Below are 17743 nucleotides of genomic sequence, written 5' to 3'. Positions count from 1 at the left end.
TGTGGGAGCGAGCCTGCTCGCGATGGCACCACGCCGGATCCAACGGAAACAACCCGGCAATCCGCGTCGCCAACACCTCGCCCACCCGCTGATCTTCGCGCAACCCCAACGACCGGCTCATTCCACCGCCCCAATATCAAACGCCAGCGGCTTGGCGGACTTTTGCCCGATCCCGTACCAGTCCAGCTTGCGAGTCAGCACCATAAACACGCCCAGCAACCCGAACAGCAGCAGCGAGCCCATCAACAGCGCGTAATCCTCGGCACTCAATAGGCCGTAGAGCAAGCCATACAACGCCGCCAACCCCGCCGAAAAGCTCAAGCCGTGAAGCACGCTGCGCAGCACATGGCAGACATAGAACCCGATCAACGCCACACAGCCACTCGCCGACAACAGATACGCCAAGGCAAAGCCGATGTGTTCGGACAGCGACAGCAGCAACAGGTAGAAGAACGCCAGCGCCACGCCCACCAACGCGTATTGCACCGGGTGTACCGCCAGGCTTTTCAGCACTTCGAAGAGGAAGAAACCCGCGAAGGTCAGGACGATGAATAGCAACGCGTATTTGATTGCCCGGTCGCTTTTCAGGTACTGGTCCACCGGGTCGATGAAACTCACGCCGAAACTGCGACCGCTGAACGCCTCGCACTGACCACTCGACACGCAACTGCTCAACGCCTCTTGCAGGTTGGTGGAGAAAAACGAGGTCTGCCAATTGGCGGTGAAGCCCTGATCGGTGATTTCACGCTGGGCCGGCAGGTAGTTACCGATGAAGCTGGGATGAGGCCAGTTGGCGGCCAGTGAAACCTTGCTGGTCTTGCCCACCGGGAGAATCTGCAACTGGCCGGTGCCTTGCAGGCGCAAGTCGAAACCGAATGCCAATTCCGTGGCCTGCCTGGTGTCCAGCGCTGGCAGCGTGACGTGCACACCCTCGCCCAACCAGCCCACTTGGCTACCCGGTACAAAGTCCAGGCTCTGGCCATTGAGTTCGAGTTTCAGGGCATTTTCGATGCCGCGAATGTCGCTGATGCCGACAGCCAGGAACGGCTGATCGAAGCGGTAATCGGCGAAGTCTTCCTTGATGCCCAGTTGTGCCGGGACCGAGAAATGCCCGCTGATGCGGTTGTCGGCGTGAAACAACCGCGCCTCGTAGATACCCCGGGCACGCAGTTCAGTCTGGACCTGGCCGTCCAGTTCAAAGCGCTCCGGCAGGAAATACAAACGCCCGCGCTCCTCGCCGACATCCTGGTAACGCTGGTTGGTTTTTTCATTGGTTTTCCAGGTGCGCACCGTTTTGCGATAGGGCACCACCATCAGCGGACCGCTCAGTTGCTGGCTATAGCTGGAACTGCGGGCGATGTCTTCGAGCACACCGTCGCGCAGTTGTTGCCGATCCTGGATCACGCCGTTGATCATCAGCAACGGGATCAGCAACAACAGAATCAAAAGGGCAATCGCCCCGAGTTTTAGGGTCAGGCTACGGTTCATGGGACTCTCCCTGTTTGGATGGGGAGAGTCTGGGATTCGTATATGGAGGATGTATGTGGGGAATGTGGGAATTGTGTGGAGTTGAACAAAGATCGTCCGAAGGCTGCGATCTTTAGCGGTCTGAAGGCAGGCGTAAACTCACCTGCACACCGCCGTCAACATTACCGATGCTCATCATGCCGCCATGCAACTTGACCACCTCTTCAACGAAGTTAAGCCCCAACCCCGTACTTTTACGCCCACTGTCCGGACGCGGCAGTGAGTAGAAGCGCTCACTCAAGCGCGGCAATGCATAGTCGGGAATCGCCTCGGCCTGGTTGAACAGCCTGAACTCAATCTGCTCACCGACTCGTTCGGCGCAAAATCGCAACACACCGTACGCCGGGGTGAAATCCAACGCATTCTCCAGCAGATTGCCCAGTGCCTGACGCAACAGAAACGGCTCGCCGAGCAGATTCAGATCCGCTGCAATGTGCAGTTCCACACGCAACTGCTTGCCTTCGATTCGTGCAGCCTGCGCGCTCAGCAGCTCATCGACCAAATCCACCAACGGCACGGCCACCCGCTCTTCCAGCCCTTGGCGCTGTTCCACCTGCGCCAGGTTCAACAGTCGTTCGATCAACTGCTGCATGCGTGCACTTTCGCTGTCGATGTTGCTGACGAATCGCTGCTGCTGAGCCAGCGGCATCTCGCCTTGCAGCAACTCCGCCGCGCCACGAATCGCCGCCAGCGGGCTTTTCAATTCATGGGTCAGGGTGTGTACATAACGCTCGACGTAGGCTTTGCCTTCGAGCTGGGTGCGCATCTGCTCCACCGCCGTGGCCAGTTGTTCCAGCTCGCCGCCACGATAATGCGGCACCTCGACCCTCCGGCCTTCGCTGACAGCCTGGGCATACGCCGTCAACCGCCGCAGCGCCGCGCTCAACCACCAGGACAACAGCGCGCCGAACAGCAAACCGAGGCCGATCAGGCCGGCACCATACGCCAGCAATCGCCGCTCGGTGCGATCAACGTAAGGCTGCAGCGAGCTGTTGGGCTTGGCCACCGTCACCACGCCGATGATCTGGCCGTTGTCGCGAATCGGCGCCCCCACGTGCATCACCGACGAGGTTGAGTCATCCGGGTTGCTGCGAGTCGAACGAGCGCCGTATTCGCCACGCAGGGTCAGATAGACGTCGTTCCAGCGCGAGAAGTCCTGGCCCACCGCGATGCCGCTGGAATCCAGCACCACAATGCCCTTGGCATCGGTGACGTAAATGCGGTGGTTGACCTGATTCTTCGGCAGCCCCCAGATTTTCGCCTTCGGTTGCCGTTCGCCATAAGCCTTGAGCAACTCGGGCCAGCGGTTCTGGCTGAGGGTGCCGGCCTTGAAGTCGTCACGCAGGATCTCGGCCATCAGGTTGGCGGTGTCTACCAGGGTTTCTTCGGTGGACTGGCGCACACCGGGGCGGATTTCCTCCATCACGGTGTTGAGCACAAAGTAGCCAGTCAGGCCGATGAACAGCACGTAGACCAGAAAAATCCGGATCCCCAGTGGCATCAGCTGTGCCCCGGGCTGTAGCTGTAACCGAGGCCGCGGTGGGTCTGGATTGGCTCGGCGTCGGCCTTCACCAGACGCAATTTGGCGCGCACGCTCTTGATGTGGCTGTCGATGCTGCGGTCGTAACCGGCATCGGCGGCCACGCCCAGCGCATCGAGCAGTTGTTCGCGGCTGAAGACTCGCTCGGGCTGTTCCAGCAGGCATTGCAGCAAACGAAACTCATGGCGAGTCAGGCTCAGGGGCTGACTGCGATAGCTGATCTGCACCCGTTCGCTGTCGATGCGAAACAGCGCTGAAGCCACCTCCGCCACCGGTCGTGGCGCCATGCGTTTGAGAATCGCCCTGACCCGCGCCGCCACTTCCCGAGGGCTGAACGGTTTGACCACGTAGTCGTCGGCGCCGATCTCCAGGCCCACCACACGGTCGATTTCGGCGTCACGGGCGCTGAGGAAGATCACCGGCACGTCGCTGAAACGCCGCAACTGCTTGCAGGTCTCGAAGCCGCTGATGTCTGGTAGGCCAATGTCGAGAATGATCAGGTCGGCCGGCGTGGCGCGCTGATGTTCAAGCGCCGCCACACCAAGGCTCAACCAGGCGGTGGTGAAGCCGTCGCCCTGCAAGGCGAAAATCAGGGTGTCGGCAATCGCCGCTTCGTCTTCGACAATCAGGATATGAGGCATGGCATCCGAGCCCGGAAGTTAAGTGGGCGAACGGTGCCCCAAGGCTGATTCGCCGTCAATCAGCAGTCGGGTTTGTCGGCCGTGAAGCGACGCGCCGGGTTCACCGCCGCACCGAACTCACGCAGGGCTTTGGCGCCGATCAACAACGGGTAGTTGAAACTGCTGCGGTCGGTGAGGTTGACCTCGACGGTGCGCTTGACATTGCCCAGGCACAGTTCCAGATCGACCACCGGACGCTTGGTCGGCTCGATCACTTCCTTGTCATCCTCGTCTTCTTCGGAGCGGGTCTTGATCTTGCTGATCCGCGCGACCTTGTGTTCGTAGACCTTGTTGCTCGCGCCTTTGGTGGCAAGGCGGAAGCGCACCCACTCATCACCGTCGCGGGTGAAGGTTTCGATGTCTTTGGCTGACAGCGACGCGGTCAGGGCGCCGGTGTCCATTTTGGCCTTGAGGACTTCGCCGCCGATTTCCGGCAGCGCGATGTATTCGTAACGCCCGTACAGGGTCGGCTCGGCGGCCAGGACTGGAAGGGCCACGAGGGAAAGCAGTGCAAGGAGAGATTTCACGTAGGGGGCTTCCTTAGGGAATGTGGAGGCATGGCCGAATTCTAGACCGTAAAAAACAACGATAGTTGGTCCGCCTCACACCTATGTGGCGAGGGAGCTTGCTCCCGTTCGAGTGCGCAGCACTCGTAAAACCGCTGCATGCGGTATACCTGAAAAATCGCAGCGTCTGGTTTTGGGGCCGCTTCGCAGCCCAGCGGGAGCAAGCTCCCTCGCCACAAGGCAATTGCGATATGCCAAAAGCATACCGCCGCAAACGTGAAACATTCGTCGCCAGCGATTTGGCCTGCCATGCGAAGCTGCTTATCATGGCGCGCCCAAACGCTTTCAAGAGTTACTTATGCGCCGCCTGCTCACCGGCTGTTTCGTTACCCTGCTGCTGTTGCTTAACACCCTGGTCCTGTTCGGGCCTTTGATGGTATTCGCGCTGCTCAAACTGCTCCTGCCCGGGCGCTTTCGCGATTACGCCTCGTGGGCGGTGATGTGGATTGCCGAAACCTGGGCCGAGATCGACAAACTGATCTTCCGGCTGTGCATCCCCACGCAATGGGACATTCGCGGCGGCGATGAACTGCGCCGCGACACATCGTATCTGGTGATCAGCAACCATCAGTCCTGGGTCGATATCCCGGCGCTGATCCAGACGCTTAACCGACGCACGCCGTTCTTCAAGTTCTTCCTCAAGAAAGAACTGATCTGGGTGCCGTTCCTGGGCCTGGCCTGGTGGGCGTTGGACTATCCGTTCATGAAGCGCTACAGCAAGGCGTTCCTGGAGAAGCACCCGGAGCTGGCCGGCAAGGACCTGGAGATCACCAAACAAGCCTGCAAGTTGTACAAACGCCAGTCAGTGACGGTGGTAAATTATCTGGAAGGCACCCGCTACACAGCAGCGAAAAGCGACCAACAACAGTCACCCTTCACCTACTTGCTCAAGCCCAAGGCGGGCGGCGTGGCGTTCGTGCTGGCAGCGATGGGCGAACAGCTGGATGCCATTCTCGACGTGACGGTGGTGTATCCGCAGCAGAAGATTCCGGGGTTCTGGGATTTGATCAGCGGCAACGTGCCCAGGGTGATCATCGACATCCACACTCGCGAACTGGACCCGGCACTTTGGCAAGGCGATTACGAAAACGATCCGGCGTTTCGCGAAACGATCCAGAACTGGGTCAACCAGCTCTGGATCGAGAAGGACCGGCGCATCAAGGCACTACGCGCCAAGGGCTGACTCAGCTACCAGCGCCTGTGCCCCAGATCCCGCCAAGATTTTGCAGCAGCGAACCGGCAACGCCTTGTTGACCGAGGTATTGCAGGATCACCGGGGCAAACAGGCCGACCATCCCGGTGTCCATGCCCAAAGCGCTGAAGGCGTTGTTCAGGTCCTTGGTGTCCTTGACGTTACCCAGCAAGCCATCGAGCAACGCATTCTTATCCGAACCGGCGCCAAGCAGCCCGCCCAATCCATTCAGACCACTGATCGCGCTGTTGCCGGCGATCTGAGCGAGGCCCGGAACATTTTTGCTCAGTTCAGAGAAGTCCTGACCGCTGAGCTGATTCCTCGCCAGCCCCAGCATCGCGCCGGCACCGCCGATAGCCTGCTCCGGGGTGATGTCGAGCTGCGAACCCAGGGTATTGAGCAAACCGGCCGCCTTGGGCGCCGCCGCCACGATGCCATCGGCATCATCGCCCTCGTCGGCATCATCCCCCTCGTCGCCCTGCATCGCCGAAACCGCTTTGGCCGCATCAACGAGGCTGAACTGTGCAAAGGCCGGGCTGGCGGCCAGCGTCGTCAACGAAGCGACAGCCATGAGCGATGCCAGTGCAAAACCGCGTGAAACGTTCATCCAGACATCCTCTTGTGCCACACGAAGACCGCCCAATAACGAGGACGGCAAAACTGCCGATTTGACCGGGTATCCGCTGGCATGTTCCTCGTCTGCGCGAGCATTTTTTACCCAGGTGGCGTTCGCGCGATGAATGGCACGCCCGCTCCCGCTGAACGGTCGCAGGGCGGTTCCTTGTGGCGAGGGGGGGGGTGTTCCCCATAAAAAACGGCGACCCGAAGGCCGCCGCTTTTGTTTTGCATGAAGCTTTACGCCGCACTAAACAACTTGTGCGGATCGATCACAAACTTCTTCGGCACGCCCGCATCGAACTCGCCGTAGCCCCGTGGTGCGTCGTCCAGGCTGATGACTTCCACCCCCACGATGTCGGCAATCTTGATGCGGTCCCACATGATCGCCTGCATCAACTGGCGGTTGTACTTCATCACTGGCGTCTGGCCGGTGTGGAAGCTATGGGATTTAGCCCAGCCCAGACCGAAGCGGATGCTCAGGCTGCCCATTTTCGCGGCGGCATCCACCGCACCTGGATCTTCGGTCACGTACAGGCCAGGGATACCGATTTTGCCAGCCACGCGAACTACGCCCATCAGGGAGTTGAGCACGGTGGCCGGGGCTTCGTGTTTCACGCCAGAATGGCCATGACCGCGGGCTTCGAAGCCCACCGCATCGACGGCGCAATCGACTTCAGGCTCGCCCAACAGCGCAGCGATCTGCTCGTGCAGCGGAGTGTCTGTCGACAGGTCGGCGATTTCGAAACCCTGAGCCTTGGCGTGTGCCAGGCGGATCGGGTTGACGTCACCGATGATCACCACCGCCGCGCCCAACAGGCGAGCGGAAGCGGCAGCCGCCAGACCAACCGGGCCGGCGCCCGCGATGTACACCGTGCTGCCTGGGCCAACACCGGCGGTCACTGCGCCGTGGTAGCCGGTTGGCAGGATGTCGGAGAGGCAGGTCAGGTCGCGGATTTTCTCCATGGCCCGATCGCGATCCGGCAGTTTCAGCAGGTTGAAGTCGGCATACGGCACCATGGCGTATTCGGCCTGGCCACCGGTCCAGTCACCCATGTCGACATAACCATAGGCACCGCCCGGACGCGCCGGGTTGACGCTCAGGCAGACACCGGTGTGCATCTCTTTGCAGGAACGGCAGCGCCCGCAAGCGACGTTGAATGGTACCGATACCAGATCGCCGATCTTCAGGTTCTCGACATCGCTGCCCTTCTCGATCACTTCACCGGTGATCTCGTGGCCCAGTACCAGACCGGTCTGAGCGGTGGTACGACCGCGCACCATGTGCTGATCGGAACCACAGATGTTGGTGGAAACTACGCGCAGGATGACACCGTGCTCGATCTTCCTGCCGCGCGGGTCCTGCATTTTGGGATAGTCGATTTTCTGTACTCCGACCTTGCCAGCGCCGAGATACACCACACCACGATTACCAGACATGCTTTCACCTCGCTGTTGTTTTTATGTAGCGGTCGCGTCGCCAAGGATCGGCGGCGCGTTGATTGCTCGGGTTATTGCTTGTGTCTTTTTGCGTTGCCTGTCAGGGCCTCATCGCGGGCAAGCCCGCTCCCACAGGGTTTTGTGTCGTCCACAGATCTCGGGCACACCGCAGCCCACTGTGGGAGCGGGCTTGCCCGCGATGGCGATCTAAAGAACAACAGTGCGATTGGCATTCAAAAACACGCGTCGTTCAATGTGATAACCAACGGCCCGCGCCAGGGTCAGCCCTTCAATATCCCGCCCCTTGGCAATCAAGTCTTCGGGATAGTGGCTGTGATCCACAGCCTCCACGCCCTGGGCGATGATCGGGCCTTCGTCCAGGTCGTTGTTGATGTAATGCGCCGTGGCGCCAACCAGTTTCACGCCCTTGTTGTAGGCCTGGTGATAGGGCTTGGCCCCCTTGAAACCCGGCAGCAGGGAGTGGTGAATATTGATCGCCTTGCCGTCGAGTTTGCGGCACAGCTCTGGCGACAGGACCTGCATGTAACGGGCAAGAATCACCAGTTCGGCGCCGGACTCTTCGATCACCTGCCAGACCTGACGCTCCTGGGACGGCTTGTCGTTGGGGTCCAGCGGAAAATGGTAGTACGGAATCTGGTGCCAGTCGGCCAACGGCTTGAGGTCCGGGTGGTTGGAAACCACGGCGGCCACGTCCATCGACAATTGGCCGATGCGCTGGCGGTAGAGCAAATCGTTGAGGCAGTGATCGGCCTTGGAGACCATGATCACCACTTTTGGCCGGTAATTCGGCGGGGTCAGCTCGAAGATCATCCCGAAGGCGTTACCACGCTCTGCCAGACCTGCGCGAAAGGCTTGTTCGTCGAAACCGTCGGGTTGACGAAATTCCACGCGAATGAAGAAACGGCCCGAGAGCCGGTCATCGAATGAATGGTGCTCGGTAACGTAGCAGCCCTGCTCGAACAGAAAGCGGGTCACCGCATCCACGGTGCCGAGGACGCTGGGGCAATCGGCGGTCAGAATCCATGTGTCTGGGGCGCGGCTCATAGTGCGGTGACTCCTATCTGATCGTTCCCACGCTCTGCGTGGGAACGCCGCCATGGACGCTCTGCGTCCGGCTGTAAAAGGGACGCAGAGCGTCCCGGGATGCATTCCCACGCTGAGCGTGGGAACGATCAGCGGAGCGTGGGAACGATCATTACGCCTGGACGCTAAGCCCGAACTCAGCAGAGGCATCCTGCAACCACAACCACCAGTAATCCGAGAAGCTACGGCGGATCAGCAGTTCCCAAGTGTCTTCGGCGGTATGGCGGATCACCAGTTGCGACTTGGCGAACACCGTGCCAACAGCCTTGCCCACCGGGAAGTTGTTGGGGTGCACGTCGTAGCTGGTGGATTTCATCAGCACCTGGCGCACATTCGGGCCGCTCAGTTCGAGGATCTGCTGGCCACCACTGACGTTGACGATCTGGATGTGCAGGTCGCCCAGCGCTTCACGCAGTTTTTTCTCGGCGGCGAACTCTTCACCGGTCGGCACGATCAGCAGCCATTCATCCGGCCCCATCCATTGCAGGCTGGTTTCGCCTTTGATCACCACGGTCAGCGCGGACGGCAGTTCCAGGCCGAGGGCCTTGTGCACGCCAGCGGCGAACGCGGCATCGTGGCCATCGCCACGGATGGTCAGGTGACCGAGGAGTTTTTTCTCACGCACGGTCACGCCGGCGTTCTTGCGACCCTTGCCCACCAGGCTGGCGAGGTCGGCATGATGCAGCGACGACTCGGCCTTGGCCCCAGTGGTTGGGCGTTGTTGGTAAACATTGGCTGCGGTCATAAAGCACCTTTCTTTTGTTGATCGTTCCCACGCTCTGCGTGGGAATGCCGCCATGGACGCTCTGCGTCCGGCTGTTAAAGAGGGACGCGGAGCGTCCCGGGATGCATTCCCACGCTGAGCGTGGGAACGATCAGCGTGGGAACGATCGACTTACACGTTCTGGCGATCGCCTTTAGGATCGAAGAACACCGAAGAAACGATTTCCGCCTCGATCACGCTGCCGTCGGCCAGCGGTGCGAACACCCGCTCACCCATCCGCTTCAAGCCGCCCTTGACCACACCCATGGCAAACGAATAACCGAGGGAGTTGTGCAGGTAGCTGGAAGTCACGTGACCGACCATGGTCATCGGGATGGTTTGCTTGGTGTTGAACACCAGTTGCGCACCTTCCGGCAGCCATTTGGTCGGATCGATCGGCTTCAGGCCGACCAGCTGTTTGCGCTGATCACGCACGCAGTCTTCGCGGTTCATGCCACGCCAGCCGATCCACGAGAACGGTTTGGTGCGACCAACACACCAGCCCATGTTCAGGTCGTCCGGGGTCATCGAGCTGTCAGTGTCCTGGCCAACGATGATGAAGCCCTTCTCCGCCCGCAGTACGTGCATGGTTTCGGTGCCGTACGGGGTCAGGTTGTATTGCTTGCCAGCCTCGACGATTTTTTCCAGCACGCCCATTGCATAGTCGGCCTGCACGTTGACTTCGTACGACAGCTCACCGGTGAACGAAATCCGGAACACCCGCGCTGGTACACCGCCGACCAGACCTTCTTTCCAGGTCATGAACGGGAACGCTTCGTTGCTCAGGTCGATGTCGGTGACTTCGCTGAGCAGCTTGCGGCTGTTCGGCCCCGACAGGGTCATGGTCGCCCAGTGATCCGTCACGGAAGTGAAGTACACCTTCAGGTCTGGCCATTCGGTCTGGTGGTAGATTTCCAGCCATTGCAGCACGCGTGCAGCGCCGCCGGTGGTGGTGGTCATCACGAAATGGTTGTCGGCCAGGCATGCAGTCACACCGTCGTCGAACACCATGCCGTCTTCTTTGCACATCAGGCCGTAGCGGGCCTTGCCCACGTCGAGCTTGGTCCAGGCGTTGGTGTAGATGCGGTTGAGGAACTCACGGGAGTCCGGGCCCTGGATATCGATCTTGCCCAGGGTCGAAGCGTCCAGCAGGCCGACGCTGTCGCGCACGGCTTTGCATTCGCGTTTGACCGCGGCGTGCAGGTCTTCACCGTTTTTCGGGAAGTACCAAGGACGTTTCCACTGACCGACGTCTTCGAATTCGGCACCGTTTTTTACGTGCCAGGCGTGCAGCGCGGTGTAGCGAACCGGCTCGAAGATGTGCCCACAGTGACGACCAGCCACGGCGCCGAAAGTCACCGGCGTGTAGTTCGGGCGGAACATGGTGGTGCCCATCTGCGGGATGGTCACGTTCAGCGAGCGGGCGGCGATGGCCAGACCGTTGACGTTGCCGAGCTTGCCCTGATCGGTGCCGAAGCCCAGTGCGGTGTAGCGTTTGACGTGCTCGACCGACTCGAAGCCTTCGCGGGTCGCCAGTTCGATGGCGGCAGCGGTGACGTCGTTCTGCAGGTCGACGAATTGCTTCGGCGCCCGTGCGGTGGCTTTTTCGTGAGGCACCTGGAACAGCGCCAGAGTCGGCTCTTCCAGACGGCTCAAGGCTTTGGGCAATACGCCTTCGACCTTGCTGAAACCGGCTTCGCTGGCCGCGCGAGCACCACCTTCAAAACCATCGGCCAACGAATCGCCGAGGCCATAAACGCCGTTGATGCCACCGACGCACACGCGTTTTTGCGGTGCTTCGCCCGGTACGAAACCGAGGATGTCTTCACGCCAGATCGGCTTGCCACCCAAGTGCGACGCTAGGTGAACCACCGGGCTGTAACCGCCGGAACTGGCGACCAGGTCGCAATCGAGCCACTCGCCCGGGCTGGTCACGGTGTGTGCTTTTACATCAATCGCGGCAACGCGAGCGGCGGTGACGTGCTTGCTGCCACGGGCCTCGATCACGGCGCTGCCGGTCAGGATGCGGATGCCTTTGGCGCGAGCTTCTTCCACCAGCGCACCGCGAGGGTTGCTGCGGGCATCGGCGATCGCCACCACTTGCAGACTGGCATCGAGCCAATCCAGCGCTACGCGGTAAGCGTGATCGTTGTTGGTCGACAGCACGAGTTTTTTGCCCGGTGCCACGCCGTAACGACGCACATAAGTCGACACAGCGCCGGCGAGCATGTTGCCCGGCACGTCGTTGTTGCCATAAACCAGTGGACGCTCGTGGGTGCCGGTCGCCAGCACTACACGCTTGGCGCGAACCCGGTGGATGCGCTGACGCACCTGGCCAATCGGGGCGCGGTCGCCGAGGTGATCGGTGAGGCGCTCGTGAATGGTCAGGAAGTTATGGTCGTGGTAGCCGTTGACCGTGGCGCGCGGCAACAGCAGCACGTCCGGGGTGTTTTTCAGCTCGGCGATGACGCTGGCGACCCACTCGGTAGCAGGCTTGCCATCAAGGCTTTCGCGGGAATCGAGCAGGCTGCCGCCGAACTCTTCCTGCTCATCGGCCAGGATCACACGCGCACCGCTACGGGCAGCCGCCAGTGCAGCCGCCAGACCCGCAGGGCCAGCGCCAACGATCAGCACGTCGCAGTGCTGGTTCATGTAGTCGTAGGTGTCCGGATCGTTCTCGGTCGGCGAGCGGCCAAGGCCGGCAGCCTTACGAATGTACTTCTCGTAGGTCATCCAGAACGATTGCGGGTACATGAAGGTTTTGTAGTAGAAGCCCGGCGGCATCAGCTTGCCGCCGACCTTGCCGAGAATCCCCATCATGTCGTTGTTCACGCTCGGCCAGCCGTTGGTGCTGGTGGCGACCAGGCCTTGATACAGCGCTTGTTGCGTGGCGCGTACGTTCGGGATCTGCGTGGCTTCGGTCGCACCGATCTGCAGCACCGCGTTCGGCTCTTCGGCACCGGCGGCGAAGATGCCGCGTGGGCGCGAATACTTGAAGCTGCGGCCGATGATGTCGACACCGTTGGCCAGCAATGCAGCGGCCAGGGAGTCGCCTTCAAAGCCTTTGTAGACCTGGCCGTTGAAGGTGAAGCTCAGCACTTTGTTACGGTCGATGCGTCCGCCGTTGGACAGGCGATTGATCTGGCTCATACCTTCTCTCCCAGAGCCGTGGCGGCCGCTTTCGGGCTGTCGGTCTTGTCGGTGAACTGCGGCTTGGCGCCGATCTTGTAGGTTTCGAGAATCTCGTAGGTCACGGTGTCACGGGTGACGTTGAAGTACTGACGGCAACCGGCAACGTGATCCCACAGCTCGTGGTGCAGACCGCGAGGGTTATCGCGGAAGAACATGTAGTCGCCCCACTCCTCGTCGGTGCAGCTGTTCGGATCCAGTGGACGCGGGATGTGCGCCTGGCCGGATGCATGGAATTCCTCTTCGGAGCGCAGTTCGCCACAGTGAGGACAGAAGATATGCAACATAGGGATTTCTCCTGTTAGTGGGCGACTGCCGCAGCGCCGTGTTCATCGATCAACGCACCGCTGTGGAAGCGGTCGATGGAGAAAGGTGCAGCCAATGGGTGCATTTCACCCTTGGCCAGACTGGCGGCAAACACGTTGCCCGAGCCAGGTGTAGCCTTGAAGCCACCGGTGCCCCAACCGCAGTTGAAGAACATGTTCGGTACCGGGGTTTTCGAGATGATCGGGCACGCATCCGGCGTGGTGTCGACGATGCCGCCCCACTGACGGTTCATGCGTACGCGGGACAGCACCGGGAACATCTCGACGATGGCCTGGATGGTGTGCTCGATCACCGGGTACGAACCACGCTGGCCGTAGCCGTTGTAGCCGTCGATACCGGCGCCGATCACCAGGTCGCCCTTGTCGGACTGACTGATGTAACCGTGTACGGCGTTGGACATGATCACGCTGTCGATAATCGGCTTGATCGGCTCGGACACCAGCGCTTGCAGCGGGTGCGATTCGATCGGCAGACGGAAACCGGCGAGTTTGGCCATGTGCCCGGAGTTACCGGCGGTGACCACACCGACGCGCTTGGCGCCGATGAAGCCCTTGTTGGTTTCCACACCGATGCACACGCCGTTTTCCTTGCGGAAGCCGATCACTTCGGTCTGTTGAATCAGGTCCACGCCCAATGCGTCGGCAGCACGGGCAAAGCCCCACGCCACGGCATCGTGACGGGCCACGCCGCCGCGACGCTGGACGGTTGCGCCCATCACCGGGTAGCGAGTGTTCTTGGAGCAGTCGAGGTACGGAATCTCGTCGGCTACCTGTTTGGCATCGAGCAGTTCACCGTCCACGCCGTTGAGGCGGTTGGCGCTGACCCGACGCTCGGAATCACGAATGTCTTGAAGCGTGTGGCACAGGTTGTAAACGCCACGCTGGGAGAACATCACGTTGTAGTTCAGGTCCTGGGACAGGCCTTCCCACAATTTCATCGCGTGTTCGTACAGGTGCGCCGACTCGTCCCACAGGTAGTTGGAGCGAACGATGGTGGTGTTGCGCGCGGTGTTACCGCCGCCCAGCCAGCCTTTCTCGACCACGGCCACGTTGGTGATGCCGTGTTCCTTGGCCAGGTAGTAGGCGGTCGCCAGACCATGCCCGCCACCGCCGACGATGACCACGTCATAGACCTTTTTCGGGGTCGGCGTGCGCCACATCTTCTGCCAGTTTTCGTGATGGCTGAGGGAGTGTTTGAAGAGGCCGAAGCCCGAATAGCGTTGCATAGTCATTTACTCCAAAACCGCGCTCAGCGATAAACCGGGAAGTCCGCGCACAGGGCTGCCACTTGCTGCGCGACATTGGCCTCGACATCGGCATCGCCGAGGTTGTCGAGGATGTCGCAGATCCAGCCGGCCAGCGTGACGCACTGGGTGACCTTGAAGCCGCGAGTCGTCACCGCCGGGGTGCCGATACGCAGGCCGGAGGTCACGAACGGCGACTGTGGATCATTCGGGACAGCGTTCTTGTTCACGGTGATGTGGGCGCGACCGAGTGCTGCGTCCGCCTCTTTGCCGGTGAGGCCCTGACGGATCAGGCTGACCAGGAACAGGTGGTTATCGGTGCCGCCGGACACTACATCGTAGCCGCGTTTGATAAATACGCCGGCCATGGCCTGGGCGTTGTCGATCACTTGTTGCTGGTAGGCCTTGAAGCCAGGCTCCAGTGCTTCCTTGAAGCACACTGCTTTACCGGCGATGACGTGCATCAGCGGGCCGCCCTGGGCACCCGGGAACACCGCGGCGTTGAGCTTCTTCTCGATTTCTTCGTTGGCCTTGGCCAGGATCAGGCCGCCACGCGGACCGCGCAGGGTCTTGTGGGTGGTGGTGGTGACCACGTCAGCGTAAGGCAGCGGGTTCGGGTACAGGCCAGCAGCGACTAAACCTGCGACGTGCGCCATGTCGACGAACAGCAGGGCACCGACCTTGTCGGCGATCTGGCGGAAACGTGGGAAGTCGAGGGTCTTGGAGTAGGCCGAGAACCCGGCAACGATCATTTTCGGCTTGCACTCGACGGCCAGGCGCTCGACTTCGTCGTAATCGATCAACCCGGTTTTGGTGTCGATGCCGTACTGCACGGCGTTGTACAGCTTGCCCGAGGACGACACTTTAGCGCCGTGGGTCAGGTGACCACCGTGGGCCAGGCTCATGCCGAGAATGGTGTCGCCGGCTTGCAGCAGGGCTAGGTACACGGCGCTGTTGGCCGAGGAACCGGAGTGCGGCTGCACGTTGGCGTAGTCGGCGCCGAACAGTTGCTTGGCGCGCTCGATGGCCAGGGCTTCAACCTTGTCGACGTGCTCGCAGCCACCGTAGTAGCGCTTGCCCGGATAGCCTTCGGCGTACTTGTTGGTCAGGCCGCTGCCTTGCGCTTCCATGACGCGTTTGCTGGTGTAGTTCTCTGACGCGATCAGCTCGATGTGATCTTCCTGGCGTTGCTCCTCGGCATTCATCGCCGCCAGCAGTGCATCGTCGTAACCCTGGATCTGGTCTTGCTTGCTGAACATCGCGTCTCTCCCAGCGGCATCTATGCGCCATTCGTCTCGGTAAGGCACTGGTGTTTCGACAGTGCCCTTTGAATGCGATGGTATGACCGGCGCAGACAGGCCAAATGCCTATGGACGCCACGCAAAGGTGCGTTTACGACATGAGCCGAAAAGCCTGACCGGACACAATCTTCAAATCAGAATGGATCCCTTGTGGGAGCGGGCTTGCCCGCGATAGCGGTGGGTCAGCTGACATCATGCTGGATGTGATGCCGCCATCGCGGGCAAGCCCGCTCCCACAGGGTTTTGCGCACCCCTGTAGAAGGTCAGGAGTCAAGCGATGAGTGGGCGTAAGGTCAGAAGCACGAGGAAATGCGCGGGATAGAGCGTGTAAGCCCAGCGGCGCATCGGCAGTGGCCGGATGCCTTGGGTGTGTCGCAATAGCAGCAGCCCCAGCAACGGCGCAATCAGACACGCGGCAATGCCGAGGATCGCCGCACCGCTGCCGAACCGGGCAGCGGCATACAGCACCTGCCATTGATTGGCCGCCAGGCAGACCAGCCCCGGCAACAGGCTGAAATACCAGGGCCGGTGGATCACCAGCAACATCGACAGTGGCAACAGCACACCGAAGAAACCGAACATCAGTCGCTCCTGGAACAGTGCCGCCAGCATCAAGGCACCGACCGCCAACAGTCGCGATTGCAGCCTTCCGTACTGCCAGCCACGGGCCACCAACAACCCCAGAGCCAGCGTGGGCAACACGTTTAAGGTGTCGGAGTCAGGAATGTACATCCGGTAGGGGATTTCGCTCAGAGCACTAAACAGCAGCAACCAACCGAGGTAGCGCCACTGGCCGTCGGTCATGACTGCGCGGGCACGCGACAGGTTTGCCGCCATCGCCAGGCAGAACCATGGAAACGCCAATCTGCCCGGCACATACAGCAGATCGATGGAGTACCCGACATATCGCAGGTGATCGAGCACCATGCTCAGCAGCCCCAGCCACTTGAGCAGATCCAGTGCACCATCCCGTTGAGTCATGTGCATAATTGCCCGAGGCGTTTGTATTTTTTCTGACAGACTCATCCCGTGTGCTCCCCGGACGATCTTCGGTAGAGTGCGCACCATCATTGACCACGAAGCTCTTCACCATAAGAGTTTCGACCACGGAAGCCGGCCATGACCGATAAGAGCCAACAATTCGCCAGCGACAACTATTCCGGTATCTGCCCTGAAGCCTGGGCTGCCATGGAACAGGCCAACCACGGCCACCAGCGCGCATACGGCGACGATGAATGGACCGCACGCGCGGCCGATCAATTCCGCAAACTGTTCGAAACCGACTGCGAAGTGTTCTTCGCCTTCAACGGCACTGCGGCCAACTCGTTGGCCCTGTCGTCGCTGTGCCAGAGTTACCACAGCGTGATCTGTTCGGAAACCGCCCACGTCGAAACCGACGAATGCGGCGCGCCGGAGTTTTTCTCCAACGGTTCCAAGCTGCTCATCGCCCGTACCGAAAACGGCAAGCTGACGCCGGAATCGATCCGCGAAATCGCCCTCAAACGCCAGGACATCCACTACCCGAAACCCCGCGTCGTGACCCTGACCCAGGCCACCGAAGTCGGCAGCGTGTACACCCCGGAAGAAATCCGCGCCATCAGCGCCACCTGCAAAGAACTGGGCCTGAACCTGCACATGGACGGCGCGCGGTTCTCCAACGCTTGCGCATTTCTTGGCTGCTCACCAGCCGACCTGACCTGGAAGGCCGGCGTCGACGTGTTGTGCTTCGGCGGCACGAAAAACGGCATGGCGGTGGGCGAAGCGATTCTGTTCTTCAACCACAAACTGGCCGAAGACTTCGATTACCGCTGCAAACAGGCCGGGCAACTGGCGTCGAAGATGCGCTTCCTCTCGGCGCCGTGGGTCGGGATTCTGGAAAACGACGCCTGGCTCAAATACGCCCGCCACGCCAACCACTGCGCGCAGCTGCTGGCCGAACTGGTGAGCGACATTCCGGGCGTGGAACTGATGTTCCCGGTGCAGGCCAACGGCGTGTTCCTGCAACTGTCGGAACCGGCCATCGCCGCGCTGACCGCCAAGGGCTGGCGCTTCTACACCTTCATCGGCAACGGTGGCGCACGGTTCATGTGCTCGTGGGACACCGAAGAAGAACGCGTGCGGGAATTGGCGACGGATATTCGGGAAGTGATGGCAGCCTGACACCCACCAGGCGATCGTTCCCACGCTCTGCGTGGGAATGCCTCTCGGGACGCTCCGCGTTCCTGCCTCACCGCTGACGCAGTGCCGAGCACCGTT

At 60.9% G+C, this 17743-nt stretch carries 15 protein-coding genes; 2 read left to right on the top strand and 13 right to left on the bottom strand.

What is annotated here, in order from left to right:
- Positions 1–117: 117 nt before the first annotated feature.
- From creD to LOY38_RS02690, 4 genes are all read right to left on the bottom strand, one after another.
- Positions 118–1488: a cell envelope integrity protein CreD gene (creD, locus tag LOY38_RS02705; RefSeq protein WP_258698747.1), complete on the bottom strand. Its 1371-nt coding sequence runs from the start codon at positions 1486–1488 to the stop codon at positions 118–120.
- A 112-nt stretch (positions 1489–1600) separates the two neighbouring features.
- Positions 1601–3028, bottom strand: coding sequence for a two-component system sensor histidine kinase CreC (gene creC, locus LOY38_RS02700; RefSeq protein WP_258698746.1), 1428 nt, complete (start codon positions 3026–3028; stop codon positions 1601–1603).
- Entirely contained in the window at positions 3028–3708 is a 681-nt protein-coding gene (gene creB, locus LOY38_RS02695; RefSeq protein WP_258698745.1) for a two-component system response regulator CreB, read from the bottom strand. The genes creC and creB overlap by 1 nt, the downstream gene beginning before the upstream one ends.
- 59 nt (positions 3709–3767) lie before the next feature.
- Positions 3768–4274, bottom strand: coding sequence for an ATP-dependent zinc protease (locus LOY38_RS02690; protein WP_008008151.1), 507 nt, complete (start codon positions 4272–4274; stop codon positions 3768–3770).
- 337 nt (positions 4275–4611) lie between these two features.
- Here LOY38_RS02690 and LOY38_RS02685 point away from each other — a divergent pair, with 337 nt between their 5' ends.
- Positions 4612–5496 carry an acyltransferase gene (locus LOY38_RS02685; RefSeq protein ID WP_258698744.1) on the top strand — a complete coding sequence of 295 codons (885 nt, stop codon included), beginning with the start codon at positions 4612–4614 and terminating at the stop codon, positions 5494–5496.
- Position 5497: 1 nt separating this feature from the next.
- On the opposite strand, the gene LOY38_RS02680 is transcribed toward LOY38_RS02685, so the two are convergent.
- The 9 genes from LOY38_RS02680 to LOY38_RS02640 all read right to left on the bottom strand — a co-directional run bounded on the left by LOY38_RS02680 (position 5498) and on the right by LOY38_RS02640 (position 16474).
- Positions 5498–6112, bottom strand: a complete 615-nt coding sequence (locus tag LOY38_RS02680) for a DUF2780 domain-containing protein (RefSeq protein WP_258698743.1) — start codon at positions 6110–6112, stop codon at positions 5498–5500.
- Between the two features lie 248 nt (positions 6113–6360).
- The gene (gene fdhA, locus LOY38_RS02675) at positions 6361–7560 is read right to left on the bottom strand and encodes a formaldehyde dehydrogenase, glutathione-independent (protein WP_258698742.1); all 1200 of its coding nucleotides are present in this window, start codon (positions 7558–7560) and stop codon (positions 6361–6363) included.
- A gap of 207 nt (positions 7561–7767) precedes the next feature.
- Positions 7768–8625, bottom strand: a complete 858-nt coding sequence (gene purU, locus LOY38_RS02670) for a formyltetrahydrofolate deformylase (RefSeq protein WP_258698741.1) — start codon at positions 8623–8625, stop codon at positions 7768–7770.
- Positions 8626–8776: 151 nt separating this feature from the next.
- Positions 8777–9409, bottom strand: a complete 633-nt coding sequence (locus LOY38_RS02665) for a sarcosine oxidase subunit gamma (RefSeq protein WP_258698740.1) — start codon at positions 9407–9409, stop codon at positions 8777–8779.
- Between the two features lie 150 nt (positions 9410–9559).
- Positions 9560–12577 carry a sarcosine oxidase subunit alpha gene (locus LOY38_RS02660; protein ID WP_258698739.1) on the bottom strand — a complete coding sequence of 1006 codons (3018 nt, stop codon included), beginning with the start codon at positions 12575–12577 and terminating at the stop codon, positions 9560–9562.
- Positions 12574–12903: a sarcosine oxidase subunit delta gene (locus LOY38_RS02655; protein WP_008008142.1), complete on the bottom strand. Its 330-nt coding sequence runs from the start codon at positions 12901–12903 to the stop codon at positions 12574–12576. Before LOY38_RS02655 ends, LOY38_RS02660 begins: the two co-directional genes overlap by 4 nt.
- 14 nt (positions 12904–12917) lie before the next feature.
- Complete coding sequence (locus LOY38_RS02650) at positions 12918–14168, bottom strand: sarcosine oxidase subunit beta (protein ID WP_007907561.1); 1251 nt, start codon at positions 14166–14168, stop codon at positions 12918–12920.
- Positions 14169–14191: 23 nt separating this feature from the next.
- On the bottom strand, positions 14192–15445 hold the full coding sequence (gene glyA, locus LOY38_RS02645) for a serine hydroxymethyltransferase (RefSeq protein ID WP_095052613.1): 1254 nt from the start codon (positions 15443–15445) through the stop codon (positions 14192–14194).
- A 312-nt stretch (positions 15446–15757) separates the two neighbouring features.
- Positions 15758–16474, bottom strand: coding sequence for a conjugal transfer protein TraX (locus tag LOY38_RS02640; RefSeq protein ID WP_258700646.1), 717 nt, complete (start codon positions 16472–16474; stop codon positions 15758–15760).
- Positions 16475–16606: 132 nt separating this feature from the next.
- Between LOY38_RS02640 and LOY38_RS02635 the strand changes: the two genes are divergently transcribed.
- On the top strand, positions 16607–17647 hold the full coding sequence (locus LOY38_RS02635) for a low specificity L-threonine aldolase (protein ID WP_258698738.1): 1041 nt from the start codon (positions 16607–16609) through the stop codon (positions 17645–17647).
- The last annotated feature ends 96 nt before the right edge of the window (positions 17648–17743 follow it).

This window comes from Pseudomonas sp. B21-015, assembly GCF_024749285.1.
Classification (GTDB): domain Bacteria; phylum Pseudomonadota; class Gammaproteobacteria; order Pseudomonadales; family Pseudomonadaceae; genus Aquipseudomonas.
This window is presented reverse-complemented; position numbering and strand designations above follow the sequence as displayed.